The following is a 25803-nucleotide window of genomic DNA, read 5'->3' as shown; positions in this document are numbered from 1 at the left end:
CCTTTATTCCCCCTTCATTTGGATAAAAATGCTTCTTTCACTTTGATTGGTTTCGGAATTAACTTCAGTTTGTAAAATTCATTTGCGATTTGCTGCTGGTCTTTCAGCGTTTGGGTTGTGATTTTCTCAGTGCCGAAGTTTTTGCGGCTGAGCGTCAGTTCCAAAGATTTTTTATCCATTCCAATCTGCGGTGCCAGGAATTCGGCCGCCTGCTTCGGATTTTTCTCCACCCACCGATCTGTTTTCTCAAGTTGTTTAAAAATCACATTGAGAACATCCGCATGGTTTTGCGCAAACGGCTTTGCTGCCAGGAAAAATTCCCGGTTCTCGACAAGGCCGGTGCCATCCGCTATGGTGCGGGCTTTCGTTGCCAGCTGTGCATCAGCCAAAAACGGATCCCAGATCACCCACGCATCGACATCCCCTTTTTCAAATGCAGTGCGCGCATCGGCGGGCGCCAGAAAAACCGGATGGATGCTGCTATAGGGAATGCCGGCTTTCTCCAATGCCCGTACAAGCAAATAATGGACATTCGACCCTTTGTTCAACGCGATTTTCTTGCCTTTTAAATCTTTGAGGCTATGAATGTTGGAATTTTTCGGGACAATGATGGCTTCCCCTTTTGGATTGCTGGCCGAATTGGCAAAATATACGAGCGGCGCCCCTGCTGCCTGGGCAAAAATGGGCGGTGCTTCCCCCGTATGGCCAAAGTCCAGACTCCCCGCATTGAGTGCTTCCAAAAGCTGCGGGCCGCCGGGAAATTCCGTCCATTTTACGGAATATCCGAGCGGTTTCAGTGCTTTTTCAAGTGTTCCTTTCGCTTTTAAAATGTTTAAGGTTCCGAATTTCTGATAGCCAATCCGGACTACTTTACCGCCTTTTTCGCCCGATTTTGCCGCTGCTGTATCCTTTTTCCCACTGCTGCATCCGCTGATGAGTAAAAAAATGGCGGTGATCAGCAGCAAATGGACCGACACCAGTCGCTTTCGTTTCTTTAACATTTCCCTCTCTCCTTTCTTGTTTTATAGCATTATGTAGGAGGTACACATGGGCACCGCCTCCTTTCCTATCATTCCGATTTATTTAGTGGGTATAAGGCCGCAAAAAAGGCCCCTCATCTTTATAACAAAGTGAGGAGCCTTCGGTTGACCGGCCGGCTTCAAAATATTTTAATTGTCTTTCCACATCTGCATCCGCTTAAATGTAGCTTGCCCGTTTGAAAGGTTAAATTCATTTTAATTCCACTATTCCGACCTGTCAAGTAATATTTTATTTTTTTATCATTCATGCTGATCGCCGGTATCGTGATGAAAACCTTTGACAATTGTAAAAAAATCAGGTAAAGTACCAATGTACGAACATTTATTGAGTTATATTCAAATAATATTCGTTTTTAGGAGTGTAAATCCATGGATACAGTGTTTGATTATGAAGATATTCAGCTAATTCCGGAAAAATGCATTGTAAATAGCCGCTCGGAGTGTGATACGAGTGTGGAATTGGGCGGGCGGAAATTCAGATTGCCTGTTGTGCCGGCCAATATGCAAACCATCATAGATGAAAAAATCGCAGTCTATCTTGCGGAAAACGGATATTTTTACATTATGCACCGTTTTCAGCCGGAAAAACGGCTTTCGTTTGTGAAGGAGATGAAGGAGCGCGGGCTTTATGCTTCTATCAGCACAGGCGTCAAGCCGGAAGAATATGCGTTTATCGAAGAACTGGCCGCAAGAAATCTGGAGCCGGAGTATATAACAATTGACATTGCACATGGCCATTCGAATGCCGTGATTGATATGATCCATCATATCAAAAAGCACTTGCCGGAAACGTTTGTCATTGCCGGAAATGTCGGCACGCCTGAAGCCGTCCGGGAATTGGAACATGCCGGGGCAGACGCCACAAAAGTCGGAATCGGGCCAGGAAAAGTATGCATTACAAAAATTAAAACCGGGTTCGGAACAGGGGGCTGGCAACTGGCGGCATTGCGCTGGTGTGCAAAGGCGGCAAGCAAACCAATTATTGCGGACGGTGGAATCCGCACGCACGGCGATATTGCCAAATCGGTCCGGTTTGGGGCGACAATGGTAATGATCGGCTCCCTTTTCGCAGGGCACGAAGAATCCCCGGGTGAAACGATTGAAATGGACGGAAAACTTTACAAAGAGTATTTCGGTTCGGCTTCGGAGTTTCAAAAAGGGGAACGCAAAAATGTCGAAGGGAAAAAAATGTACGTGGAATACAGAGGTCCGCTTCAGGATACGCTGAAAGAAATGGAAGAGGACTTGCAATCTGCCATTTCCTATGCCGGCGGTAACAAACTGGCGGACATTCGGAAAGTGGACTATGTCGTTGTAAAAAGTTCCATTTTTAACGGAGACCGGGTGTATTAACGCTCGGTACAGTTGAACGTATCCCATTTAGGGCTTGCTGAACGAATCCGATTCTGAGTTTGTCTGCAAACGCTGTCTCAAAATATAGAAGAATTTTTTTGCGAAAATGGGTGATTTTATCTTCTCCATCCGTTGAATCGGCTTTCGAGTGCAAGCTTTTCCCTGAAATGGTTGTAAATCCCTTGCATTAAATGGTTGCCAAAGCTGTCATCAACCTTTCCAAGTCTAGGAATTTTGCTTATGCAGCAAGCCCTATTTCCGCCCCCGGCCGGGCATCCAAAAAAGGCAGCAAATACCCGCTGCCTTTTTTTAGTTTGTAAGTGATCTGCAGGTAGCCGCTGGATGTAAGGGCCCACCAAATGATCATCCATTGCAATTATTCGCCGGGTACCACCACATTTTCTTTTTCCGGCTTCTTCATTTTCTTATCAATGGCGAGGAGTGCCTTAAACCCTTTCGTTCTAGTCGCGAGGAGCGAAATAAGAACGAGTAAAGTACCGGAAATGGCAGTGACGAAGACGGCTCCCAAAAACCGGGAAAGCAGCCCTGAAATGACAATGCCCAGTAGTAACCCTGTATTTGACGACATTTGTAAAATAGCCATCGCTCTCCCTCTATAAATATCCGGCGTCAGGCCAAGAAACAAACTGCTGATTGGGATATTGAGAAACGCATTGATTAACCCTATGATCGAAACCCATATATATAATGAAGGAATCGTATAAACGCCGGGAAGCTGCTGTAAAAGAACAACGAAAATCATCCATACCCCCATGAAGGCTGACGAAAAAAAGAGCAGATGTCCCGGTTTAAAATGCAGGAGGAGAAACGGGCCCATTGCGGCACCGATGCATGCACCTGCGCCTACCATTGCTTCAATCATGCCATAATGGAAACTGGAAACATGGAAGTCTTGCAGCAATAACGAAGTCGATGTCGTATTAAAAATCCCCGCCGCAAACATCAATTGCATAATCAATGCAATGAGAAAGGTAAGGGGCGCTAAAGCAAAGACCGTTTTTATTCCATCTTTTGCAGAACGCCATATGGATGAATGCTGGTTTTGATTGTCATTGTGTGCTTGATGATAGTGAATCATTTTGACGGACACGCCTGTCAATAATGCCGATACCAAGAAAGTGACCACGTCAATGATCAGGATATTGGAGGGGGATGTCAGCACAAGGAGTATCCCGGCTGCACCCGGACCGGCAATTTGCATAATCGAATTGATGCCTTGAGAAATGCTCAACGCTTCCGTAATCTGTTGTTCTCCAACCAAATGAGGAATAAACGAAGACCTGGCTGGATAACTAATGGCATTCCCAATACCGGAAAGGAAAACGAGCATAATGAGCAGCCAAATCACATGTGTTGAAAAGATCATGGCGATCATTACAAAAGCCCGGTATAGATCCGTTCCAATCATGAGGATGTGTTTAGGAAACCGGTCTGCCATGGTCCCTGTAAAAAAACCGAACAAAAGCATCGGCCCGTATTGTGCAAAAAGAACAAGCCCAATAAAGAACGGATCTTTTGATGTCGTTCCAATGAGATACAAAATAATCGTCGTCGTGATGCCGTCGCCAAAGCGTGAAATAAATTGCGCTAAGAAAAAGCAGAGGGAAGATCGTTGTTTGAGCACTGTCACAATGCAACTCACCATCCGTTTTAACGATTTTTGAAAACAGTCAAATGAATATGGTACTTTTCCCCTTCTTTTTGCGGATCCTGGCTTGCGTCTCTTAAAAGCAAATATATTTCTTTTAACATTCCGTTCAGTCTCTCAATTTCTTCCTTGTTTAGACGATAATCCCCCGTAACTTGCTGCATATCGGAAATATCATCAATGTCCTGACTTGCCAACAATTGGGCTGTTTTGTTTAAAGATATCATCATGCTTTCCTTTAATCCTTCACCAAGAGACGGATTGCTTTTATTTATATAGGGCGTGATTTTTTCAAGAGAGATATTTTTCGCAACTGTACGATAAAACTTTTGGACAATACCATTTTTTTCCTCAGTCCTGTCAATTTTCACAAGCCCTACTTTTTCCAGCTCGGTTAAATGATATCTTACTTTTGACGGGGATAAATGCAATTGGTCAGCGAGCATTTTCCCCGTTTTGGAAACTTCGTCTATTTCCCAAAGAATTTTTACTTTAAAAGGATCGCTTAACGCTTTTAATTGATCCAGGTTCTCTACATAGAAAACATCGTTCATTATCAACACATCCAATCGTATCATTTCGATTAGGGCAGATGGTGCATGCCAAGTTTTTTGGAGTAAGATTCCGGGCTTATTTTTCGAATTTGATAAGGTTGCTTCTTTTGATCGTTTCTCTTTCTAATAGATGTGAATAGACTTGCCGATATGGTGAGTCAAAAAAATAGGAAACTTGAGAATCGTCAGTACTTATCCCCATATGAAATTCTCCTCTCGTATTATTTTTTTAATACGTTTAAATTTATTGATATGATTTTAACACTAGCCCTTCCGAAAAGTCAACATTTTTTTAAAATTTATAAACTTCTTGTGGAATATCATTTCAATCACTTAGGGAGAACGTATTAACGGATGCTGTTGCGTTTTATGCGACTCATTCGGTAAATTGCACTTTCGAGTACAACGCTTTTTCGGCATTACGATGAATCTCATATGGCTTTCATGTTTGGTTTTATTTCCATAATATTGCTCATTTAGTAAGCTTTACTTACCGTTGCTTAGGTCCGGGGTTTTTCTTGCCAGTTGCCACAGTAGCTCGTAAAGTTGGTCAGTGGATTTCGTTTACAACTTTTTATTGCGCAAAGAAGCCTGCTTTAAAGTGGTGACAGGCAGACGTACCCCCCATATACGCCCTCAGTGACAAACTGTTTCGGGTTGTAAGTAACGAACCGTCACCCGCCATCGATTCCATCTGCACTGATAACAGTTTTATCTATAGAATTACTTCCAGCAACACCTTTTTTTGTCCGTCGAAAAAAGAGGGATTCTATATTTCTTGTTGGACGAGATCTAATAAGAAATCTCCAAAGTCATTTGCGATGATTTTGTATTGCTGATTTTCTAACCTTATTCCAGGAATAAACGATACCACTTTTGGCTCTTTATTAATTCCAACATGATTAAAGTCGAGACAAAAAAGCTCGTCCCCCCCAGTGTCATAAATAACAAGAAGATGCATAGGAAGGTCACTTTCCTTTCTTTCTGTTAAGGTATACCAAATTGCATCGGGCACTGAAGAGTTTTCAAAGTCCTCCTTAATGATTCCGTATATCTCTTGTGATCCGAAATTCCCTGCTCCAAAGGATAATAAAAAGTCCCTATATAAATTGGAAAATGTTAATCCAAGCTTTTTCTCAGCCATTAAAATTAAATGGTTATTCCGGCCACCTACAAAGTCTGCGATTTTTTCATTTTGATAGATTAGTTGTTTTGCCTTTTCGTAGTTTTCTATGCTCAAAATCTATTCCTCCATTTCCAAAATATAATCATTCGCCCTGTGTTTCCAATAGCCAGCTCTCCGTTTATTAGTCTACGTTAAGGAAGCGTGCAAAAATTGCCTCGTTCCTTAACATAGAGCATGTCTACGTTAAGAAAGCGTGCGAAATTGGCCTTGTTCCTTTACATAGAGGCCGTCTACGTTAAGAAAGCATGCAAAATTGGCCTCGTTCCTTTACATAGAGGCTATCTACGTTAAGGAAGCGCGCAAAAATGGCCTTGTTCCTTTACATAGAGGCTGTCTACGTTAAGGAAGCATGAAAAAATTCCCTTGTTCCTTAACATAGAGCATGTCTACGTTAAGAAAGCGTGCAAAAATTGCCTCGTTCCTTTACATAGAGCATGTCTACGTTAAGGAAGCATGCAAAATTGGCCTCGTTCCTTCACATAGAGCATGTCTACGTTAAGGAAGCGTGCGAAATTGGCCTCGTTCCTTTACATAGAGGCTGTCTACGTTAAGAAACCGTGCGAAATTGGCCTCGTTCCTTTACATAGAGGCTATCTACGTTAAGGAAGCGTGGAAAAATTGTCTTGTTCCTTTACATAGAGGATTAAGTCCGTATAATTGTGTAAAAAGAAGGAGTCATTTTATCAACTCTTGGCAACACTGTTTTCAACGACGATAAACTAATGAAAAGAGGAGATAAAATGACTCACTTACAGTTTAACTTAAATTTGGATGTTTTAAAAGAAGCCATCATGACTTCCGATCTTGACGCGGTAATTAAATCAGCGGTTGTCCTCGTGTTAAACGAGTTTATGGAAAAGGAAAGGGATGACTATTTAAAAACGAGCCCTTATGAACGCGCTGTTGAACGCCGGGATTACCGGAACGGTTACTATGAACGCGAGCTGTTGATGAGCATCGGCAATGTTACATTAAAAGTTCCCCGGACACGTAATGGCGAATTCTCAACTACCTTATTTGAAAAGTATGCCAGATGTGACCAAGCTTTCGTCCTTTCTATGTTGGAGATGGTCATCAATGGCGTCTCTACCCGTAAGGTCACAAATGTCGTAGAACAGCTTTGCGGTAAGAATGTATCCAAGTCGTTTGTCTCTTCCCTTACGCAAAAACTGGATCCCATTGTGAATGCTTGGGCCGAGAGACCGTTGAATACAACCTACTACCCTTATGTGTTTGTGGACGCCATGTATATAAAAGTACGGGAGCACCATAAGGTCATATCAAAGGCTGTTTATATTGCGACTGCCATTACAGAGAAGAATACACGTGAAATACTGGGTTTAAGCGTTGACCATGCAGAAAGTTTGGAGAGTTGGAGTTCATTTTTTAAACAACTTAAATCACGTGGACTCCAATCACCAAAACTCGTTATTTCCGATGCTCACATGGGCCTTCAGAAAGCAATACAACGGGAATTCATTGGCACTGCTTGGCAAAGGTGCAATGTTCATTTTAAACGCAATATCATTGAAAAACTGCCCAAAAAAGATACTGCAGAAATCCGGGTGATGATTAAGCGCGTGTTTGAGGCCGTTACGATTGAGGACATACGCAAGTTTAAAGATGAATTAATAAACAAATTTGGTACAGAAGCAAGATTTGAAAAAGCCCTGGCCATTTTAGATGAAGGTTTTGAAGATACTATCCAATACATGAACTTTCCTGAGAATATCCGTATGCACATACGGAGTACTAATTCCCTCGAGCGGCTTAACCAAGAGGTTCGTAGAAGGGAAAGGGTCATTCGCATTTTTCCTAATACCCAATCTGCTTTTCGTTTGGTTGGTGCCGTTTTAATGCAGTATCAAGATACAGAATACTCGAAGAGGAAGTCACTTATGGGAAAGAATAGTTAGCAGCATTTTCAGCTTAACTTCCATCATGGATGATTTCATCTCCGGGAAGGGATGTCAAATTGAAAGGCATTTGACATCCCTTCCCGGAGATGAAGAAAAAAATCCATGGAAGTTAAGCCGAAAAAATGAAGGGGTGGTTGAAAACATTTGCCCATAAATTTACACAATAACCTGGACTTGACTACATAGAGCATGTCTACGTTAAAGAAGCATGCAAAAATTCCTTTGTTCCTTAACATAGAGCATATCTACGTTAAGGAAGCGTGCAAAAATGGCATTGTTCCTTTACATAGAGCATGTCTACGTTAAGGAAGCATGCAAAATTGGCCTCGTTTCTTTACATAGAGCATATCTACGTTAAGGATGCGTGCAAAATTGGCCTCGTTCCTTTACATAGAGCATGTCTATTTTAAAAAAGGATATGAGCCAATGGTGGCCCATATCCTTTAGCTTTTACTTGAGCTGTAAATGTTTTTCCCTGACTTCTTTCGTCGCTTGGACAAGATTTTTAAGTGCAGGAATCGTTTCTTCCGGTTTTCTTGTTTTCAGGCCGCAGTCAGGATTGATCCAGAATAATTTAGGATCAATTACTCGAAGCGCACGTTCAATGCTCGTCTTGATTTCCTCCACACTTGGTATTCTGGGGCTGTGAATGTCATAGACACCGAGGCCGATCCCTTTGTCATACTCATGGTCTTCAAAAGTGGAAATGATTTCCCCATGGCTTCTGGCAGCCTCAATTGAAATCACATCAGCATCCAATTGATCGATGGCATCAATGATTTCATCAAATTCTGAATAACACATATGCGTATGAATTTGGGTGCTATGATCCACATAACTGGTTGCCAAGCGGAAAGCATAAACAGCATCATGAAGATACTTTCCTTTTTTCTCCTCTTTTAATGGTAACCCTTCGCGAATCGCGGGTTCATCTACTTGAATCATCCGAATATCATTTTCCTCAAGGGCATGAATTTCTTTTTTCAAGGCAAGCGCAATCTGTTTGAAGACATCAAATTGACTGATATCATTTCGAACGAATGACCAATTGTAAATCGTAACAGGGCCGGTGAGCATGCCTTTGACCGGTCGTGTTGTCAGACTTTGGGCATAGGTGCTTTCTTTTACGGTCATCGGAGCCTCCAGATCAACATCACCAAAAATAATCGGCGGCTTGACACATCTGGAACCATACGATTGAACCCAGGCAAAACGGGTAAAAGCGAAACCGCGAAGTTTTTCACCAAAGTATTCGACCATGTCATTCCGCTCGAATTCGCCATGGACGAGTACATCGATGTCCAAATCTTCCTGAATTTTAATCCATTTTGCGATATTTTGCTGAATGAATTGTTCATATTGGCTTTCCGTCCATTCACCCTTGCGCCATTTTTGCCTGGCTGAACGAATCTCTTTGGTTTGCGGCAGACTGCCAATTGTTGTCGTCGGCAGAAGCGGCAGTTGCCACTTCTTTTCTTGAATGGCTTGTCGCTCAGAAAATGGCAACGGCCGTTTTGGCATGTCATCCCCAAGCGATTGAATTTCTTTTTTAACTGAATCAATGTTTCGATGCGATGAGTGATTTAATGCTTGAATCGCTTCTTTGCTTTCTTTTATTTCTTCAAGGATGGCATCGCGCCCTTCATTCACGCCTTTTACAAGTGCCACGACTTCTTTCAGTTTTTCATCCGCAAAACTGATCGCATTTTTTAAAACTGGCTCCAGTTCGCTTTCTTGGCGGACCGTGACGGGAACATGCTGTAAACTGCAGGATGGCTGAATCCAAAGCCGTTCCTGATCCACAAAATGGAGGAGATCATTTACTTGTTGTAACGCTTCATCAAGATCGGTGCGCCAAATATTCCGGCCATCCACCACTCCCGCAGCAAGTACTTTATCTTCCGGGAATCCGTATTTTTCAAGTGATGCAAGATTAGCACCGTCATCATATACAAAATCAAGACCAATCCCTTGGACAGGGAGAGCTGCCACGTCCTGATAATGATCAACAGATTCAAAGTACGTTTGAAGTAAAAGATTTAAATTGGGAACAGCTTGATGAAAAGCTTCGTATGTTTCTTTGAAGTAGCCAAGCTCTTTCTTGTCAAGCGTTGTGGAAAGAATGGGTTCATCGACTTGAACCCATGTCGCTCCCGCTGTTTGAAGATCGGTAAAGACTTCAATATAAAGCGGGATAAGGGCGCGCAAAAGATTCGGAAAGTCCTTCTTTTCAAACCCCTTTGATAGTTTTAACAAGGTAACAGGGCCCACAATAACCGGCTTTCCATCGATATTCAGCTCTTTCTTCGCTTCAAGATAAAGATTGAGCAAACGATTTTCAGTAATATAAGGGGTAGTGCCGGCGTTTATTTCCGGGACGATGTAATGGTAATTGGTATTAAACCATTTTGTCATCTCGGAAGCGACCGCATTAGAATTGCCGCGGGCTATACTAAAATATGTATCTAAGCTGACAGCGCCGTTTGTATGGTGAAACCGTTCAGGGATCAGGCCGAAAAGAACAGCAGTATCCAGAATGTGATCATATAAGCTAAAATCACCGATTGGAATCAGATCGATACCGCTATTTTTTTGCTTTTCCAAATAACTTAAGCGCAATTCCTTTACCCGTTTTAAAAACGCTTCTTCAGAAAGCGTTTTTGCCCAAAATTGCTCGAGCGCCTTTTTCCATTCCCTTTTTTCTCCGATTCTGGGGTAACCTAAGTTGGAACTTTTTACTTTTGACACATCGTTCTCCTCCTTGTTCGTGACCCTGTATAAGGGGTTCCGCTGCGAAGTTATGGAAAAATACCGAAGTTATGAAAAATACTGAAGTTATGTTTCTTATTGTATACAGGCTGGTGCCTGAATGCAAGGAAAAATTGGATTCGGTGAATACGTCGGGGGATTATTTTCGAGGGGAAATCGTTCGAAATGCCATCTTAAACGGTAAAACCGTACGAATTATCTTTATGCATTCCAAATAGGCGCGGGAATCCGCTGCATATAAGCGCATGCTGGTCCCGCATATCGCCGCACAAAAACAGGCAGCAAGAATTTTGCTGCCTGTTTTCGGCTTACATATCATCTTTGGAAAACGCGCCGGGGAGGAGTTCTCCGACGGTGGTTAGCCGCCTGTCGCCTTTTGTGTTCACGAGCAGGACCGGCATATCTTTCTCGCAAAATTCGCTCATCACTTGGCGGCATGCCCCGCATGGCACAATGGGTTCATCCGTATCTCCGGCGATGACCATGTATTGAAATTCCCTTTCCCCTTCAGATACCGCTTTAAAAATAGCCGTTCTTTCCGCACAGTTGGATAATCCGTATGATGCATTTTCAATATTGCATCCTAAATATTCCTTCCCGCTTTTTGTAACAAGACAGGAGCCAACCTCAAAGTGGGAATAAGGAACATAGGCGGCTTTACGAATTTCAATGGCATCTTTGACCCATTTTTCAACATCCATGTCTCGCACTCCCTTTCTTATTCGCTTACAATTTGCACCGATCCAGCTCTTTGAACGAGCGAATCCCCGATTACGATTCGCTCACAATTTTTACGCCGGAGCTGGCCCCGATTCTTGTTGCGCCGGCTTCAATCATGGCTTCCGCTTCTGCTTTTGTATGGATTCCGCCTGAAGCCTTGACACCGGCTTTGTCCCCGACTGTTTGCCGCATCAGTTTTACATCCTCTATCGTGGCGCCGCCTGTTGAAAATCCGGTTGACGTTTTTACGAAATGGGCGCCTGCCTTGACAGCCAGTCTGCAAGCCAGTTCTTTCTCTTCGTTTGTCAATAAGCAGGTCTCGATAATGACTTTGACCAATTTTCCTTGTGCCGCTTCCACGACCGCACGGATATCCGCCTCAACGGCTTCTATATCTCCGCTTTTTAATGCACCGATATTGATGACCATATCAATTTCATCCGCGCCGTCCTCGATTGCTTTTTTCGTTTCAAAGGCTTTTGTCTCGGACGTTGTGGCGCCAAGCGGGAAGCCAATGACGGTGCAGACTTTCACGCCTGTTCCAGCCAGCTCTTTGGCAGCCAATTTTACCCAGTAAGGATGAATGCAGACAGATGCAAAATGATATTGTGCAGCTTCTGCTGTTAAATTTAAAATGTCTTTTTCGGTTGCTTCTGGTTTTAATAAGGTATGATCAATATACGCTGCAAGGTTCGTCATAAAATTTCCCCTTTCAATAGGATCGATTATTCTGTAATGATTTTATGAATCAGTTTCGGTTCCTCACCGTGATCGGAGATGGTGATATTGTCGTATATTTTTTCTTTTACTTCTTCGACTGCTTCCCGGTTTGCATAAATCGTGGCGAGCGGTTCTCCGGCTTCTACCCGATCCCCGACTTTTTTCCGCAAAACGATTCCTACTGCAAAATCAATTTTATCTTCTTTCGTGGCGCGTCCTGCCCCCAGCATCATTGCCGCAACCCCGATCTGGTCTGCAACCATTTTGGAAACGTACCCGGAAGTTTTTGCCGGGAGATCGATCGCATATTTCGCTTGCGGCAGTTTTTCCGGATGGTCAATCACAGAAGGATCCCCGCCCTGGTTGGCGACAAATTTTTTAAACTTTTCAAGACCGGCGCCATTCGCGATGGCTTCTTTCAGCATTTTCCTTGCTTCTTCCAATGTCGTCGCTTTTCCGGCAAGCACCACCATCTGGCTGCCGAGTGCAAGCACCAGTTCCGTCAAATCGTCAGGGCCCTCTCCTTTTAGCGTGTCGATGGCTTCTTTTACCTCGAGGGCATTCCCGATGGCATATCCGAGCGGCTGGGACATATCGGAAATCACGGCCATGGTTTTGCGGCCGACATGGTTGCCGATCCGGACCATTGTTTCAGCAAGGCGGATGGCATCTTCTTCTTTTTTCATAAAAGCACCGGCGCCTGTTGTGACATCTAAAACAATGGCATCTGCACCCGCAGCAATTTTTTTGCTCATGATTGAACTTGCAATCAGCGGAATGGAGTCCACCGTTGCAGTGACATCTCTTAGTGCGTACAGCTTTTTATCAGCAGGTGCCAGGTCGGCGGTTTGTCCGATAACGGCAACTTTTTCCCGGTTCACCAAATCAATAAACTGGTCTGTCGTAATTTCAACATGAAACCCTTGAATGGATTCCAGTTTGTCAATGGTACCGCCTGTATGCCCCAAGCCCCGGCCCGACATTTTTGCTACCGGGACGCCAAGTGCGGCTACAAGAGGGGCGAGGACAAGTGTTGTTGTGTCACCGACACCGCCGGTTGAATGTTTGTCTACTTTGATGCCGTGGATGGCAGACAGATCAAGCGTTTCCCCGGAATGGACCATCGCCATGGTCAGATCCGCAATTTCCCGATCTGACATATCCTTAAAATAGATGGCCATGGCCAGGGCGCTTGCCTGGTAATCAGGAATGGTGCCTTCTGTATACCCCTTCACAAAAAAGTTGATTTCTTCCGTTGCCAGTTCTCCGCCGTTCCGCTTTTTTTCAATAATGTCGATCATCCGCATGGCTCGTCACCTTTCTTTTCAGCGTAGTTCGTTCAAAAAGCTGGTCCCGATTTTAGGTGCACGGACACCGAAGTTCTCTGCGATCGTTGCGCCGAGATCGGCAAACGTCTGCCTTACAGGAAGGGCGCGACCTTCTTTAAAGCGCGGGGAGTAGACAAGCAGCGGCACGAATTCCCGTGTATGGTCCGTTCCTTTAAACGCCGGGTCGTTTCCGTGGTCAGCCGTAATAATCAGTAAATCTTCTTCCGACAGTTCCGGCAGCACTTCATCAAGCCGCTTGTCAAACGCTTCAATCGCTTGTCCGTAGCGGATCGGATCACGGCGGTGGCCGTATTTCGCGTCAAAATCGACAAGGTTCGTAAAACAGAGGCCGTGGAACGGTTTTTTCAGTTCGTCCACTAATTTATCCATGCCGTCCATATTGCTTTCGGTGTGGAATCCTTTTGTGATCCCGTGACCGCTGAATATGTCGTTGATTTTCCCGATGGCGATGGAATCCAGCCCGCTATCTTTGATAAAATCCATCACGGTTTCTTCCGTTGGTTCCAGCGTAAAGTCTTTCCGGTTGGACGTTCTTGTAAAATTATCGGCAGACGTTCCGACAAACGGCCTTGCAATGACGCGCCCGATCCGGTAAGGCTCATCAATCGTCAACTCTCGCGCATATGTGCAGATTTTGTACAATTCTTCAAGCGGAATGATTTCTTCATGGGCCGCAATCTGAAGTACAGAATCACCGGAAGTGTAAACGATCAGCTCTCCTGTTTCCATTTGTCTTTCACCGAACTGCTTAATGATTTCCGTGCCGCTTGCCGGTTTGTTCCAAAGCACTTTGCGGCCGCTGAAATCCTCGATTTTTTTTATCAATTCATCCGGAAAACCTTCTGGAAACGTGCGGAGTGGGCTCGTGACAGGAAGGCCCATCATTTCCCAGTGGCCATCCATGCTGTCTTTCCCTGCAGAAATCTCCTGCATTTTGGTGAAGAAAGCTTTCGGATGTTCCTGAACCGGTACCCCAACGAGCGGTTTTTCCGGACGGATATTGGACAATCCCATCGCTGCCATATTCGGGATGTTAAGCCCGTTCATTTTTTCGGCAATGTGGCCGAGTGTGTCGCATCCTTCATCGTCGTACTTTTTTGCATCGGGCGCTTCTCCTATTCCGACCGAATCCAGTACAATAATCGATACTCTTTTAAATTTTTCTGCCATTATTGTTCTCTCCTTTATGCCAAAACATAGTTTGAAGAATCACTTGCTTTCATGCTGGTCACTGCGCAGGTAGCCCGTTGTGAAACAGAAGGACAGCCACAGTGAAAGGTCTACCTGTAAAAACGGCTGGCCGGCAGGTAGCAAGGAAGCTCCGAAAAAACAGGTAAAAGTTTTCACCTGCTGTAATCGCTTCCTTTTGCCCCCATCATAGCCCTCTGTTTTTTCTTTGTCAATATCTGGGACACAGTGATATTGGGGATGCCTGTTTTTTCGCGCGTTGCGTCTATTCGACATTGGTTTCGCTAAAAAGTTGGCCGGTCTGGAACATTTGTCCAATTAGCATTCCTGTTTTTCCGTGAATTCAACGGGTGTGCTATATTGCCTGGCCATCACAACGGAGGAAACCGTTTTTTCCCACGCGTTCTTCTTTTACCGGAAATTGAAACCCTTATTTTATCCCTGTTCCATGCCCAGCAATTGTTTGGCGGTATGTTGATCGGTAATCAATACATTTGCATAGCCGGCTGTAAGTGCCGTGTGGGCAGGAAGGACTTTTCGCCTGCCACCCGCAACGAGGATGGACCATTCCTTTTTGCGCAGCTCCGCAAGTTCAATGCTCACCGTCCGCTTGTTAATCGTTGTGTCACATATTTCCCCGTTTCGGTCTATAAACCGTGAGCACACATCCCCGACAGCTTTTTCCATCAGTTTTTCTTTTTCCGCCTCAGTAAAATAACCAAGTTTAAACAGCAAGGCTTCTTCATCTGCAGCACCGACCGTAAAAATGGCTGCCTGGGCTTCCCTGCCTTTCTCGATAATTTTTTGGATGGATTGATCTTGCATGACGATCTCCATGGCTTCCGCCTTTTCAAACAACAGCGGCAACGGAAAATAGACAGGGAGCGTCTGCAGGGCATTGCCGAAAAGCATTAACGTTTCCCATGCGTACGTGTTTACATGCGAAAAACTTGTCCCGCCTTTTAACTGTACCACTTCTGCCCCTTTTACATGCATTTTCGGAAGTTTTGCCGCGACCTCATAGATGGTCGATCCCCAGCTGATGCCGATGCTCATGCCGTTTCGGATCAATCCGCTTACATATTCGGCCGCCCGAATGCTCACATAATGCAAGATGGTTGCCGGATCTGATGCAGGTGAAAACGCGACACAGGCTTCTTTCAGGTGATATTTTTCAGCCAATTGCTGCTCGAGTTGCTGCAAATCCACGAAAGGGTCCGCAATTTTGATTTGTACATATCCCTTTTCTCTCGCGTATTGTAGCAATCTGGAAACCGTCGGACGAGATATTTTTAAATGTTCAGATATTTGCTGCTGGCTGTAGTTTAGTTGATAATAGAGCTCTGCTACTTCAATGCTTAACTTGCTTTTCTCCATTTCTTTCTTCATCAGGTTCCCCTCCCCGGCCTGATACAAAAATGAGCACTTTGTATAAAATTTTTGTGGAAAATCGTGAAACGCGGCAGCACGGCTTGGAATGCAAACATGCAGCAGCTCTTTCTGCCTTTATTTTAACCGTTCTTCTTTACATTTGGCAATCGGGTTTGTGAAATTATTTTCATGTCTGCGTTTACAAACTTTCGCGAGCATGTTATATTGGCACTAGTATTCAAGCTCTTGGTTTGACCTTTTTTTCTCCCTTTTGTACAATTCAGACATGCTGCATCCGGTCATTTTGTACGGATGACAATTTCAGTAAAGGAGCATCATAAAATGAGCACACATATTGGCGCAAAACAAGGCGAGATTGCTGACACGATCCTGTTGCCGGGAGACCCGCTCAGGGCGAAGTATATTGCGGAAAATTTCCTTGAGAACGCAGTATGTTATAACGAAGTGAGAAATATGTTCGGATTTACGGGAACGTATAAAGGCAAAAAAGTATCGGTACAAGGCACAGGCATGGGCATTCCTTCGATTTCGATTTATATCACGGAACTGATGAAGGATTATGGAGTGCAAAATTTGATTCGGGTTGGGACATGCGGCGGCATTCAAAAAGATGTCAAAATCCGTGATGTCATTTTGGCCATGGGGGCATCGACCGACTCCCAAATCAACCGGAAAATTTTCGGTGCAATGGATTACGCACCGCTGGCAAATTTTGACTTGCTGAAAAGCGCATATGAAAGCGGCGTGGAAAAAGGATTGAATTTGAAAGCCGGCAATGTGTTCAGTGCGGATTTATTCTATGATGACTACGCCGAACACGAAAAATGGGCACAATACGGCATTTTGGCCGTTGAAATGGAAACTGCAGCCCTCTACACGCTGGCAGCCAAATATGGCAGAAAAGCACTGGCAATTTTAACGGTCAGCGACCACCTGTTAACAGGGGAAGCGACAAGTGCTGAAGAACGCCAGACCACATTCAATGACATGATCCGCGTTGCTTTAGATGCTGCTGTAAAGTAAGCAAAAAATGTTGCCGGCCGGTTTATCGGCCGGCTCTTCTTTTTCCCGGAATCCATTGCCCTCCCTGGTTTTTCTCCCCTTTCCTGTAAACTGAAAATTTAATCTTTGAAAATAATTTTATGTTTGCGTTTACAATTGTTCAATTCGGTGTTATATTCACTTTGTGAAACAGAACACAGCCACCATGTTTTTGTTTGAACTTTTTCCAAAAACATTTGAAGTTTCAGCATAAAAGGAAGTGTACAAACACACTTACGCCTCGGGCATGTTGAAAGCTTCATAAACGTGTCGTTTATCTTAATGGAAAGAAGGTCTATGCCATGTTCGGATATTTGCTTCTCAACATCGTTGGCATTTTGGTATTTATTGGCGTCGCCTATTTATTATCTAAGGATAGAAAGCATATTCAATGGAAATCCATTTCTTTAATGGTTGTTCTCAATATTTTCCTGGCTTGGTTTTTAATCCGTTTTCCGGTGGGGCGCGCCATGGTACACGGGGCAGCATACGGTTTTAACTGGCTTGTGCAGACGGCTTACGACGGTATCGGGTTTGCCTTTTCAAGCTGGGTGCATGTCAAACAAATGGACTTTTTCGTCAGTGCGTTGCTTCCGATTTTGCTCGTCGTTCCTTTATTTGACATTTTAACTTATTTCAATGTATTGCCTTGGATCATCGGCAAACTCGGATGGATTTTGTCCAAAATTACTGGCCAGCCGAAATTCGAGTCGTTTTTCTCTATTGAAATGATGTTTTTGGGCAATACGGAAGCGTTGGCGGTTTCCAGCCTGCAAATTAAAAAGAACAGCCCGGAGCGGAATTTAACGCTGGCGATGATGTCGATGAGCTGTATTACCGCAGCCATTGTCGGGGCCTATACACAAATGGTGCCGGGGCAGTTTGTGCTCTCTGCCATTCCGCTCAATATCATCAACGCTATTATTGTTGTCAACATCTTAAACCCTGTAAAGATCGATCGGGATGAAGATAAAGTAGTGGAAGTCAAAAAAGAAGAAAAAGAACCTTTCTTTTCTTTCCTTGGCGACTCCATTCTGGCAGCGGGCAAATTGATTTTGATCATTGCCGCTTCTGTTATCGCATTTGTCGCACTTGCCGCATTGATTGACAAACTTCTGATGCTCATCGCACCTTGGCTGACAATGGAATCGATTTTGGGCATCATCTTGTTCCCATTCAGCTTTTTGCTCGGACTGCCGGCAGACCAGGCTTTCCAAATGGCACAATATATGGGGACGAAGCTGGTTACCAATGAGTTTGTTGTAATGGGTGAAATTGCGCCAAAAGTCAACACGTTCGCACCGCATTTCCGTGCCGTCCTTTGCACGTTCCTGATTTCTTTTGCGAACTTCTCGACACTGGGAATGGTGATCGGCGCGTTTAAAGATTTGTCGGACAAAGCAACTGTACACCATATTTCGAAAAATGCAGGCTATTTAATCCTTTCCGGTATCCTTGTCTCGCTTTTGAGCGCCGGCCTTGTCGGTTTGTTTGTATGGTGATAGGATGATCATGTGTAAAATTTTCCCTGAAACCAGGGGGCTTCGTTCCGGAAGAACAAATTTTAAAAACTCCGTGCACCCTTCCTGTTCGCGGATGGGGTGTACGGCTCTTTAGATGAGGTCTCCTTCTCTATCTGATACCTGGACAGATGGTGAAGAGATGTCGAAGGAGCCGCTCGTTTTCCGACTTGTTGCTGGCTTTTCATCTTTCTGCTGTTTGAAAAAACGGTTTCTGTCTGTTCATGCCGGCTGGAGGTGTAGCAAACATCCCGTTCTAAACAGGCAGGAATCGGCGGTTGCCAATAGAACATACAAATAAAAAGGGAATGAATCAAAATGTCTCATCACCAGTTCTATCATGATCGTACGCTGTCTTCCGGCCGGCCATCCTTATGGCAGGCCTTTTCTGATAAATCTATTATAAAAAGAGAAATCACGGCCGGGATGACCGGTTTTTTCGCCATTTCGTATATCATCATTGTCAATCCGATGATTTTGGCGGATGCCGGGATCCCCGTCAATTTAAGTGTATTTGCCACCATCCTGTCTTCTGTAGCAGGCTGCCTGATGATGGGGTTTTGGGCCAATGCCCCGATCATCCTAACGCCCGGAATGGGAGTCAATGCCTTTTTTACGTATACGATTGTCGTCAATATGGGATTGTCATGGCAACAAGCGCTTGCGATTTCCATGCTGGCCAGTGTGCTGTACATGCTCGTTGCTTTTACAAAACTGAGCACGGTGTTATCGGCTGCCATCCCGGCTGCCTTAAAAACCGGCATTACAGTCGGAATCGGGTTGTTTCTTGTTGAAATCGGGCTGGAAAAGGCGGCGCTGATCCAGCCGGGGAAAGCTTCCTTAATCGAGCTCGGCTCTCTCACCAATCCGAATGTCCTTCTTTTCTTGTTCGGCCTTTTTGTCAACTTGATGCTTTTTATCAAAAAAGTAAACGGCGGATTTTTGATTGGCATTGCAGTGACGGCGATTGCTGGCATCCTGTTTGGCATCCACGGCAGCCAGTCCGCGCATGTGTCCTTATCCGATTTTACGAGCTATGGCGCAATTGTTGGAAAAGGGGATTTCTCACACCTGTTTTCTCTCCCGTTTTTGCTCGCAGTCTTTTCCATGTCGATGATCCTCATTTTTGAGTCGATGGGCATGTTGGAGGGCATCCTCCCCGATAAAAGGAACTTTAAAAGGACTTTCGAAGGGAGTGCTACGACAAGCTTGATTTCGGGGATATTGGGCACAAGCCCGACCGTTGCCGCTGCAGAAAGCGCGGCCGGAATCGAAAGCGGCGGCAGAACGGGGATCATGGCGGTAACAGCCGGCATTCTGTTTGCCTTATCGCTTTTCTTTACGCCACTCTTGGGTTATATTCCGCAGGCTGCCATTGCGCCAATTATCGTCATTACCGGCGCCATCATGATGCAGCAGTTAAAAGACCTTCATTTCGATGATTTCAGCAGCTGGTTTCCGGCATTTTTGATCATCGTGCTGATCCCTTTTACATCCAGTATTTCTACCGGCCTTTCTTTTGGCTTTGTAGCTTGGCCCGTTCTGAAAATCCTGGAAGGGAAGGCAAAAACATTACACCCTGTGATGATCTTGTTAGGGGCTTTATTTCTGATCAACTTGATCTGCAGCGCTTTATTATAATAGGAAGAAAAGCGAAAAACCCGTCTGGAAATGAACTTTCCAGACGGGTTTTTTTGAGGGGTTTTGTGCCACCGGCGAATTTCTTTTTGCTTCATTGGCCCTGTGAAAGACGTTTCACGATACAGGCAACAGTCTTTTGTCCTTCATTACCTCGATGAAAGACATTCCGAGCCGCGAGCAAATCTGTTTTGTCCTTCATTGACTCTCTGAAGGACATTTCCGGACTCAACCAAACGCCTTTTGTCCTTCATAACCTCGATGAAAGACATCCCCAGCCACGGCCAACTCGGTTTTGTCCTTCATCCGCGCGGCTACAATTTTTCATATCCCTTAATGCAATGCACCGCCTGTTTCCACTAGATCTTTTTCAATCGTGGCGGAGACGAAAACTGCAATTTCAAGCGCTTTGACGATCATTTCAAGTGACATGCTCGGGGCACCTGTTTCGGTTGTTTGCTCCGGAATATAAGGCACGTGAATAAAACCGGCGCGGGCTGATATGTTGTTTTTTGCCAGATGGTGCATGACGCCGTAAAACAGGTGGTTACAGACAAATGTGCCTGCTGTGTTGGAGACAGCAGCCGGGATTCCCGCCTCCCGCAGCTGCCTCGTGATCGTTTTAATCGGCAGCGTTGACCAATAAGCCGCGGGGCCGTCCGCTTCAATCGGGACGTCAATGGGCTGATGATGCTGATTGTCCGGGATACGGGCATCATCAATATTAATCGCCACACGTTCCGGCGTGATTTGCGTGCGCCCGCCTGCCTGTCCCACACAAATGACAACATCGGGCTTTTCCCGTTCAATGGCCTCAGCAGCGGTCCGGATCGATTCGTGAAATACGGTCGGCACTTGCTGCGTGACGATGCGAATGCCTTCCATATTTTTTCCGTCCAATTGCTTTACCGCTTCCAGGGCAGGGTTTACTTTATCCCCGCCAAAAGGATCAAAACCGGTTAAGAGTACTTTTTTCTCCATTTTCCTCTCCTCCTTCATTAAAGTGCCATGATCTCTCATTTACTCACGAATAGGTATTGATTTACCCCATACCTCTAAATGGATCTCATCCTATTTGACTAACAGATACATCAATACGATGTTAAACGCAAGTGTCAGCAGCGCAGTTGGCACTTGTACACGGATGACATGGTTTTTATCTTTTAAATCCAATAGCGCAGCCGGCACAATATTAAAATTCGCTGCCATCGGGGTCATGAGCGTGCCACAGTAACCGGCGAACATCGAAAGGGCTGCAATCTGGTCCGCATTGGCACCGAACCGCTCGATCAAAAACGGAATCGCAATCCCGGCCGCCATCACCGGAAAAGCAGCGAACGCATTGCCCATAATCATCGTAAAAAGCGCCATCCCAACACAGAAAACGAACACGATCCAGAAAACCGAATTTTCCGGAATCACTTTTGTAATCAGGCCTGACACCACTGTGCCGACCCCTGCTTTTGTAAAAATGGTACCGAGTGTCGCCAGCATTTGCGGAAGGACAACAGCCCAGCCGATTGCTTCCAAAAGACGCCGTGATTCTTTAAACGTGGTTTGCGGACGGCTTTTTGTCAGCATCATTGCGGTAAGGATGGCAATGATACACGCCACTCCAAGCGCGACAAGCGTCGGATTGGATGGGTCCAGCAAAAGACGCGAGCCGATTTTCACATTGACAAGCAATTTTGAGCCCAATACGGTTAAAACCGGGATGAGTATTGCCGGCAGAAAAAGCCGGTTTCCCAATCGTTTGCGGCTTTTTTCCCGCTCATCCGCACCTGCCCCATTGTAGCTTCCCTTTTGCAGGCCGCCAAATGCCACAATCGCCACCATGGCAAGCACCATCAGCCCGGTGTAAAAAGGCGGAATCACTTTTCCAAACAAGAGCGTCACGGCGTAAATCAGGTAAAAAAGGCCGGACGGGATGCGCCTGCTGTTTGCTTGATCAAAAAAAGTGTAGACAGAGCAGAAAAAGCAAACGATTCCCATGATGATATAAATCCACTCAGTTGAGATGATCATTTTTTCACATCCTTGCTTCCGGTTTTTCCAAGCTTGCGGTCCAGTTTCCGGTCAAAGAGGCGGAGCCGGATGGAATGGACGATAAATACGAATATGGCTGTCGGCAACCCCCAAAGCGCCATCGAAATCGGATCCGCTTTAATGCCGTTTTGGTCAAAAAATCCTTTCATTAAAAGAATGGCGCCGACCGCAACAAAGATATCTTCTCCGAAAAACAGGCCGATATTGTCGGCAGCTGCCGCTTGGGCACGAATTTCTTCTCTGTCTTCTTCCGGTACATCACCGTATTTTGCTTCTGCCGCCCCTTCAGCCATCGGTGCGATGAGCGGCCGCACTGTTTGCGGATGTCCGCCCAGGCTGTTCAGACCGAGCGCCGCGGCAATTTCGCGGATCAGCAGGTAAAATGTCAGAATTTTACCGGCCGTTGCTGCTTTGATTTTGGAAACGAGGTGTTTCGCCTGTTCCTGTAATCCGCTTCTTTCCAGAAGGCCGATCACCGGTAAGGTAATAATTAAGATGGACATATAGCGGTTTGTTGTAAAAGCTTCCCCGAATTGCGTAATCAGTTGTTTCAGCGGGAGACCCGCGATCAATCCGGTGACAAGACCCGAAACGGTCACAACGACCAGCGGGTTAAATCTGAGTGCAAATCCAATAATAATCAGTGCGACACCGATCAATACCATACCCGTTCACTCCTTTTCTATATACAGATAACCCCCGCCCGTACTTTTTGTTTTTAAATAAAATAAACATCATTTCGCAGCTCTGTCACCTGCTTGTAAAAAATAGTCATCATGCAAATTGGTGCTCGGGCTTGATGTAAAAACTTAAGTTCATTTTATATAAATCTTCAAGGCGGGGGAATTCACGCGTTATATGGGGAATGTAAATTTCAACGATTATTTGTTAAACCAATCAGGCATATGCCGTTGTGCTGCTTGTTTTCTGTTGGTGGGCTTATCCCGGTTGGCCCTGGTTTTACGAGGGAAAGTTGTGCATTTTCAACGCTTAGTTCATCCATCCATTGCCAATTTAACAGAATTTTAGGTGGGGAGGTTGCGAATTTTCACTCCCTGCAGACTCACAAATATATAGGTATAGGCCAGTCGTTATGAGATTAAGCCTAGGTCACGGGGAGACTGCGATTTTACAGCATAAACTGTTGTGCTGCTTCTCCCGTTACAGCGGGGTGGCGGCCGGAATTCCAGTTGGCGCCACCCTGTTTATATCAGCTCAAATGGCTGATTTTTTCGATCTTGATGCCTTCCTGTTCAAGCGACTGCCGGATAAATGCCGCGAAATGAAGCGCCTGTCTGCCGTCGCCGTGGATACAGATTGTATCAGCACGGACACTCACATCTTCACCTTGCACAGAGGTGACCGCGCCTTCTTTGATCATCCGGATCACCTGTTTTGCCGCCGTTTCACGGTCTTCAATCAAGGCATTCGGTTCACGCCGCGGTGTCAAAGCGCCGTCTTGTTGATAAGTCCGGTCGGCAAAAACTTCGCTCGCCGTCTTTAAGCCGGCTTTTTCCCCGGCTTTTACAAGTTCCGAGCCGGCAAGCCCGAATAAAATGAGGTCGGGGCTGACATCATAGACCGCCTTCGCAATGGCTTCGGCGAGTCCCGTATCTTTGGCTGCCATATTGTAAAGTGCGCCGTGCGGTTTTACATGCCGGACGGTGCTTCCTTCTGCTTTTGCAAACGCAGCAAGGGCACCGATCTGGTAGACGGTCATGTCATAAGCCTCTTGCGGGGAAATCTGTATATTCCGGCGCCCGAACCCCATCAGATCCGGAAGCCCGGGGTGCGCGCCGATCCCAACCCCTTTTTCAGCCGCCATCCGGACCGTTTTCCGCATCACAGTAGGATCACCGGCGTGAAAACCGCACGCAATATTTGCGGAAGTGATCAAATCCAGTATTTCTTCATCTTTCCCAATGGTATAGGCACCAAAACTTTCGCCCATATCACAGTTCAGATCAATGCTCGGCATGTGTGCCCCTCCTTTTCGCCTGGTAGGCAATCGTTCCCTTCAACATGCGAATTTGTTTTTCTCTTTCTATATAAAGCAACTGTGCTTCCTGCAACGTTATTTTTTTAAACCGGAGCTCATCCCCCGGCTTCAGCTGGGCTAATAGCGGCAAATCCACAGAAGCAACCTGGGCGATTTTCGGATATCCCCCTGTCGTTTGCCGGTCTGCCAACAGGACAATCGGCTCCCCGCCGGACGGCACCTGAATAGTCCCGAAGCTGACACTTTCAGATAACATCTCCTGCGCCGCTTTTACCGTCAGTTTCGGACCTTCGAGGCGGTACCCCATCCGGTCGGAATTTTGCGAAAGGCGGTATGATTCACGGAAAAACGTTTCAATACTTTCTGCGGTAAATAAGTCCTCGTGGCGGCCCGGAACGACCCGGATCGTTGGAGATGAACCATAATCCGGTAGTATGTTTTTCGAAACAGACCAAGCTGAGTGGTATTCAAGAGATGCGGTCAGCTGCCTGGACACTTCCCCGGGGGTCCCCGTTTCAAGCACATCGCCCGCCTGGAGTGCCCGGCCGTTGAAACCGCCTATCTTCGCACGCAAGTAGGTTGACTTGCTTTTCAGCATTTCCGGAACGGATATCCCGCCGGAAACCGCCAAATAGACGCGGCAACCGGTCCCGTCCTGCCTGAGTCTGAGTTCACTGCCGCTTTTCACTTTCATGGGCCGCCATAGCCCGACCGGTTTTCCGTCTAAAACAGCATGGAACCCGCTGCCGCAAATGGCAATCAATGTATCGTTCTGAAACTCCAGCACCGGCCCTGTGAGCGTAATTTCCAGTGTGGCTTCATTTTCCGGATTACCGGCAAGCAAGTTTGCGACTCTGTGGGCAAAAGCATCCATTGCCCCGCTTTGGACAACCCCGTATTTTTGGTAGCCGGACCGCCCGAGATCCTGCACCGTTGTCAGCATGCCCGGTTTGATAATTTTAATCATGATGGCATCTTCTCCAGTTCCCGGTATTCTTCAAGGCTCACCGGCCGGAAGCGGATTTTGTCGCCCGCTTGAAGGAGGCTTGGCCCATCCCGATCCGGCCGGAACAGTTTGACGGGAGTCCGACCGATGATTTGCCAACCACCCGGTGTTTCGATCGGATAAATCCCGGTTTGTTTTCCGGCGATTCCAACCGATCTTTCCGGAATTTTGAGCCGCGGCGTTTTTTTCCTGGGCGCTGCAATTTTTTCAGGCATGCCGCCGATATAAGGAAAACCGGGTGCGAATCCGATCATGTATACGGTGTAGTCGCCGGAAGCATGGATCCGGATCACTTCTTCTGGCGTAAGGTCGTTGATGCGGGCAACATTTTCGAGATCCGGCCCGAATTCGCCGCCGTAGCATACCGGGATATCGACTGTGCGCGGTTCCGGGATGAATGCAGGCTGTGCTTTTTCAAGAAGCCGGGTGAAATAGCGGGATACATATCTGTAGGGATATTCGCCAAATTTTGCATAAACTTTGAATGGGTCATACAGAACGGTGACAGTTGTGTAGGCGGGAATATATTCAATCATCCACGCAGGCGCCGCATTTTCGATTAATGAAACGATCGCCCGGACTTTCCTGTGGTTTGCAAGGTTGATTTCTTTCCCTGCTTCAATCAGGATTGCGCCGTCGCCTTCCGGAAACAATTGAAAATCCATATAGACGCCTCCATCCTCGTATTCATTTA

At 45.7% G+C, this 25803-nt stretch carries 21 protein-coding genes; 5 read left to right on the top strand and 16 right to left on the bottom strand.

The window, feature by feature from the left end:
* Positions 1 to 14: 14 nt before the first annotated feature.
* A complete protein-coding gene (locus tag ABR335_RS02515) occupies positions 15 to 1001 on the bottom strand; it encodes a sulfonate ABC transporter substrate-binding protein (protein WP_350346483.1) in 987 nt (328 codons plus the stop codon).
* Between the two features lie 408 nt (positions 1002 to 1409).
* On the opposite strand from ABR335_RS02515, the gene guaC reads away from it, so the two are divergent.
* Positions 1410 to 2393, top strand: coding sequence for a GMP reductase (guaC, locus tag ABR335_RS02510; protein ID WP_014096984.1), 984 nt, complete (start codon positions 1410 to 1412; stop codon positions 2391 to 2393).
* Positions 2394 to 2769: 376 nt separating this feature from the next.
* On the opposite strand, the gene ABR335_RS02505 is transcribed toward guaC, so the two are convergent.
* The 3 genes from ABR335_RS02505 to ABR335_RS02495 all read right to left on the bottom strand — a co-directional run bounded on the left by ABR335_RS02505 (position 2770) and on the right by ABR335_RS02495 (position 5856).
* A complete protein-coding gene (locus tag ABR335_RS02505) occupies positions 2770 to 4044 on the bottom strand; it encodes an MFS transporter (RefSeq protein ID WP_350346482.1) in 1275 nt (424 codons plus the stop codon).
* A gap of 20 nt (positions 4045 to 4064) precedes the next feature.
* The gene (locus ABR335_RS02500; protein WP_326244479.1) at positions 4065 to 4616 is read right to left on the bottom strand and encodes a helix-turn-helix domain-containing protein; all 552 of its coding nucleotides are present in this window, start codon (positions 4614 to 4616) and stop codon (positions 4065 to 4067) included.
* Positions 4617 to 5385: 769 nt separating this feature from the next.
* Positions 5386 to 5856: an SMI1/KNR4 family protein gene (locus tag ABR335_RS02495; RefSeq protein ID WP_350346481.1), complete on the bottom strand. Its 471-nt coding sequence runs from the start codon at positions 5854 to 5856 to the stop codon at positions 5386 to 5388.
* A 686-nt stretch (positions 5857 to 6542) separates the two neighbouring features.
* Here ABR335_RS02495 and ABR335_RS02490 point away from each other — a divergent pair.
* Positions 6543 to 7718 (top strand): IS256 family transposase, encoded by a 1176-nt coding sequence (locus tag ABR335_RS02490; protein WP_017551449.1) that lies wholly within the window; start codon positions 6543 to 6545, stop codon positions 7716 to 7718.
* Positions 7719 to 8171: 453 nt separating this feature from the next.
* Here the strand turns inward: ABR335_RS02490 and metE are convergent, their stop codons facing one another.
* The 6 genes from metE to ABR335_RS02460 form a co-directional block, all read right to left on the bottom strand.
* The gene (gene metE / locus ABR335_RS02485) at positions 8172 to 10469 is read right to left on the bottom strand and encodes a 5-methyltetrahydropteroyltriglutamate--homocysteine S-methyltransferase (protein WP_350346480.1); all 2298 of its coding nucleotides are present in this window, start codon (positions 10467 to 10469) and stop codon (positions 8172 to 8174) included.
* A 329-nt stretch (positions 10470 to 10798) separates the two neighbouring features.
* A complete protein-coding gene (locus ABR335_RS02480; RefSeq protein ID WP_017552288.1) occupies positions 10799 to 11191 on the bottom strand; it encodes a cytidine deaminase in 393 nt (130 codons plus the stop codon).
* 70 nt (positions 11192 to 11261) lie between these two features.
* Complete coding sequence (deoC, locus tag ABR335_RS02475; protein WP_014096979.1) at positions 11262 to 11909, bottom strand: deoxyribose-phosphate aldolase; 648 nt, start codon at positions 11907 to 11909, stop codon at positions 11262 to 11264.
* 26 nt (positions 11910 to 11935) lie between these two features.
* Entirely contained in the window at positions 11936 to 13237 is a 1302-nt protein-coding gene (locus ABR335_RS02470) for a pyrimidine-nucleoside phosphorylase (protein ID WP_061087300.1), read from the bottom strand.
* A gap of 18 nt (positions 13238 to 13255) precedes the next feature.
* Positions 13256 to 14449, bottom strand: a complete 1194-nt coding sequence (locus ABR335_RS02465; protein ID WP_017552286.1) for a phosphopentomutase — start codon at positions 14447 to 14449, stop codon at positions 13256 to 13258.
* 453 nt (positions 14450 to 14902) lie between these two features.
* Positions 14903 to 15856 carry a sugar-binding transcriptional regulator gene (locus tag ABR335_RS02460; RefSeq protein WP_017552285.1) on the bottom strand — a complete coding sequence of 318 codons (954 nt, stop codon included), beginning with the start codon at positions 15854 to 15856 and terminating at the stop codon, positions 14903 to 14905.
* Between the two features lie 324 nt (positions 15857 to 16180).
* On the opposite strand from ABR335_RS02460, the gene deoD reads away from it, so the two are divergent.
* The 3 genes from deoD to ABR335_RS02445 all read left to right on the top strand — a co-directional run bounded on the left by deoD (position 16181) and on the right by ABR335_RS02445 (position 20061).
* Entirely contained in the window at positions 16181 to 16882 is a 702-nt protein-coding gene (gene deoD / locus ABR335_RS02455) for a purine-nucleoside phosphorylase (RefSeq protein WP_017552284.1), read from the top strand.
* A gap of 320 nt (positions 16883 to 17202) precedes the next feature.
* Entirely contained in the window at positions 17203 to 18402 is a 1200-nt protein-coding gene (locus tag ABR335_RS02450) for a nucleoside transporter C-terminal domain-containing protein (RefSeq protein WP_061087301.1), read from the top strand.
* A 336-nt stretch (positions 18403 to 18738) separates the two neighbouring features.
* A complete protein-coding gene (locus ABR335_RS02445; RefSeq protein WP_017552281.1) occupies positions 18739 to 20061 on the top strand; it encodes an NCS2 family permease in 1323 nt (440 codons plus the stop codon).
* Between the two features lie 330 nt (positions 20062 to 20391).
* On the opposite strand, the gene pcp is transcribed toward ABR335_RS02445, so the two are convergent.
* The 6 genes from pcp to pxpB all read right to left on the bottom strand — a co-directional run bounded on the left by pcp (position 20392) and on the right by pxpB (position 25774).
* Positions 20392 to 21039 carry a pyroglutamyl-peptidase I gene (gene pcp, locus ABR335_RS02440; protein ID WP_026683893.1) on the bottom strand — a complete coding sequence of 216 codons (648 nt, stop codon included), beginning with the start codon at positions 21037 to 21039 and terminating at the stop codon, positions 20392 to 20394.
* Positions 21040 to 21129: 90 nt separating this feature from the next.
* Positions 21130 to 22083, bottom strand: a complete 954-nt coding sequence (locus tag ABR335_RS02435) for a DUF979 domain-containing protein (protein ID WP_026683892.1) — start codon at positions 22081 to 22083, stop codon at positions 21130 to 21132.
* Positions 22080 to 22769: a DUF969 domain-containing protein gene (locus ABR335_RS02430; protein ID WP_026683891.1), complete on the bottom strand. Its 690-nt coding sequence runs from the start codon at positions 22767 to 22769 to the stop codon at positions 22080 to 22082. The genes ABR335_RS02435 and ABR335_RS02430 overlap by 4 nt, the downstream gene beginning before the upstream one ends.
* Before the next feature lie 545 nt (positions 22770 to 23314).
* Positions 23315 to 24082: a LamB/YcsF family protein gene (locus ABR335_RS02425; protein WP_026683890.1), complete on the bottom strand. Its 768-nt coding sequence runs from the start codon at positions 24080 to 24082 to the stop codon at positions 23315 to 23317.
* On the bottom strand, positions 24069 to 25070 hold the full coding sequence (locus ABR335_RS02420) for a biotin-dependent carboxyltransferase family protein (protein ID WP_061087302.1): 1002 nt from the start codon (positions 25068 to 25070) through the stop codon (positions 24069 to 24071). The genes ABR335_RS02425 and ABR335_RS02420 overlap by 14 nt, the downstream gene beginning before the upstream one ends.
* On the bottom strand, positions 25067 to 25774 hold the full coding sequence (gene pxpB, locus ABR335_RS02415) for a 5-oxoprolinase subunit PxpB (RefSeq protein WP_014096967.1): 708 nt from the start codon (positions 25772 to 25774) through the stop codon (positions 25067 to 25069). Before pxpB ends, ABR335_RS02420 begins: the two co-directional genes overlap by 4 nt.
* Positions 25775 to 25803: the final 29 nt, after the last annotated feature.

The sequence above is a fragment of the Heyndrickxia faecalis genome (assembly GCF_040267745.1).
Lineage (GTDB): Bacteria > Bacillota > Bacilli > Bacillales > Bacillaceae_C > Weizmannia > Weizmannia faecalis.
This window is presented reverse-complemented; position numbering and strand designations above follow the sequence as displayed.

Coding starts and splice junctions, on each gene's coding strand:
- ABR335_RS02460 (WP_017552285.1), bottom strand. CDS start 15,856: ATGAAGAAAGAAATGGAGAAAAGCAAGTTAAGCATTGAAGTAGCAGAG.
- deoC (WP_014096979.1), bottom strand. CDS start 11,909: ATGACGAACCTTGCAGCGTATATTGATCATACCTTATTAAAACCAGAA.
- guaC (WP_014096984.1), top strand. CDS start 1,410: ATGGATACAGTGTTTGATTATGAAGATATTCAGCTAATTCCGGAAAAA.
- ABR335_RS02490 (WP_017551449.1), top strand. CDS start 6,543: ATGACTCACTTACAGTTTAACTTAAATTTGGATGTTTTAAAAGAAGCC.
- ABR335_RS02515 (WP_350346483.1), bottom strand. CDS start 1,001: ATGTTAAAGAAACGAAAGCGACTGGTGTCGGTCCATTTGCTGCTGATC.
- ABR335_RS02470 (WP_061087300.1), bottom strand. CDS start 13,237: ATGCGGATGATCGACATTATTGAAAAAAAGCGGAACGGCGGAGAACTG.
- ABR335_RS02450 (WP_061087301.1), top strand. CDS start 17,203: ATGTTCGGATATTTGCTTCTCAACATCGTTGGCATTTTGGTATTTATT.
- ABR335_RS02500 (WP_326244479.1), bottom strand. CDS start 4,616: ATGAACGATGTTTTCTATGTAGAGAACCTGGATCAATTAAAAGCGTTA.
- ABR335_RS02435 (WP_026683892.1), bottom strand. CDS start 22,083: ATGATCATCTCAACTGAGTGGATTTATATCATCATGGGAATCGTTTGC.
- pcp (WP_026683893.1), bottom strand. CDS start 21,039: ATGGAGAAAAAAGTACTCTTAACCGGTTTTGATCCTTTTGGCGGGGAT.
- ABR335_RS02425 (WP_026683890.1), bottom strand. CDS start 24,082: ATGCCGAGCATTGATCTGAACTGTGATATGGGCGAAAGTTTTGGTGCC.
- ABR335_RS02465 (WP_017552286.1), bottom strand. CDS start 14,449: ATGGCAGAAAAATTTAAAAGAGTATCGATTATTGTACTGGATTCGGTC.
- deoD (WP_017552284.1), top strand. CDS start 16,181: ATGAGCACACATATTGGCGCAAAACAAGGCGAGATTGCTGACACGATC.
- pxpB (WP_014096967.1), bottom strand. CDS start 25,774: ATGGATTTTCAATTGTTTCCGGAAGGCGACGGCGCAATCCTGATTGAA.
- ABR335_RS02445 (WP_017552281.1), top strand. CDS start 18,739: ATGTCTCATCACCAGTTCTATCATGATCGTACGCTGTCTTCCGGCCGG.
- ABR335_RS02480 (WP_017552288.1), bottom strand. CDS start 11,191: ATGGATGTTGAAAAATGGGTCAAAGATGCCATTGAAATTCGTAAAGCC.
- ABR335_RS02420 (WP_061087302.1), bottom strand. CDS start 25,070: ATGATTAAAATTATCAAACCGGGCATGCTGACAACGGTGCAGGATCTC.
- ABR335_RS02430 (WP_026683891.1), bottom strand. CDS start 22,769: ATGGTATTGATCGGTGTCGCACTGATTATTATTGGATTTGCACTCAGA.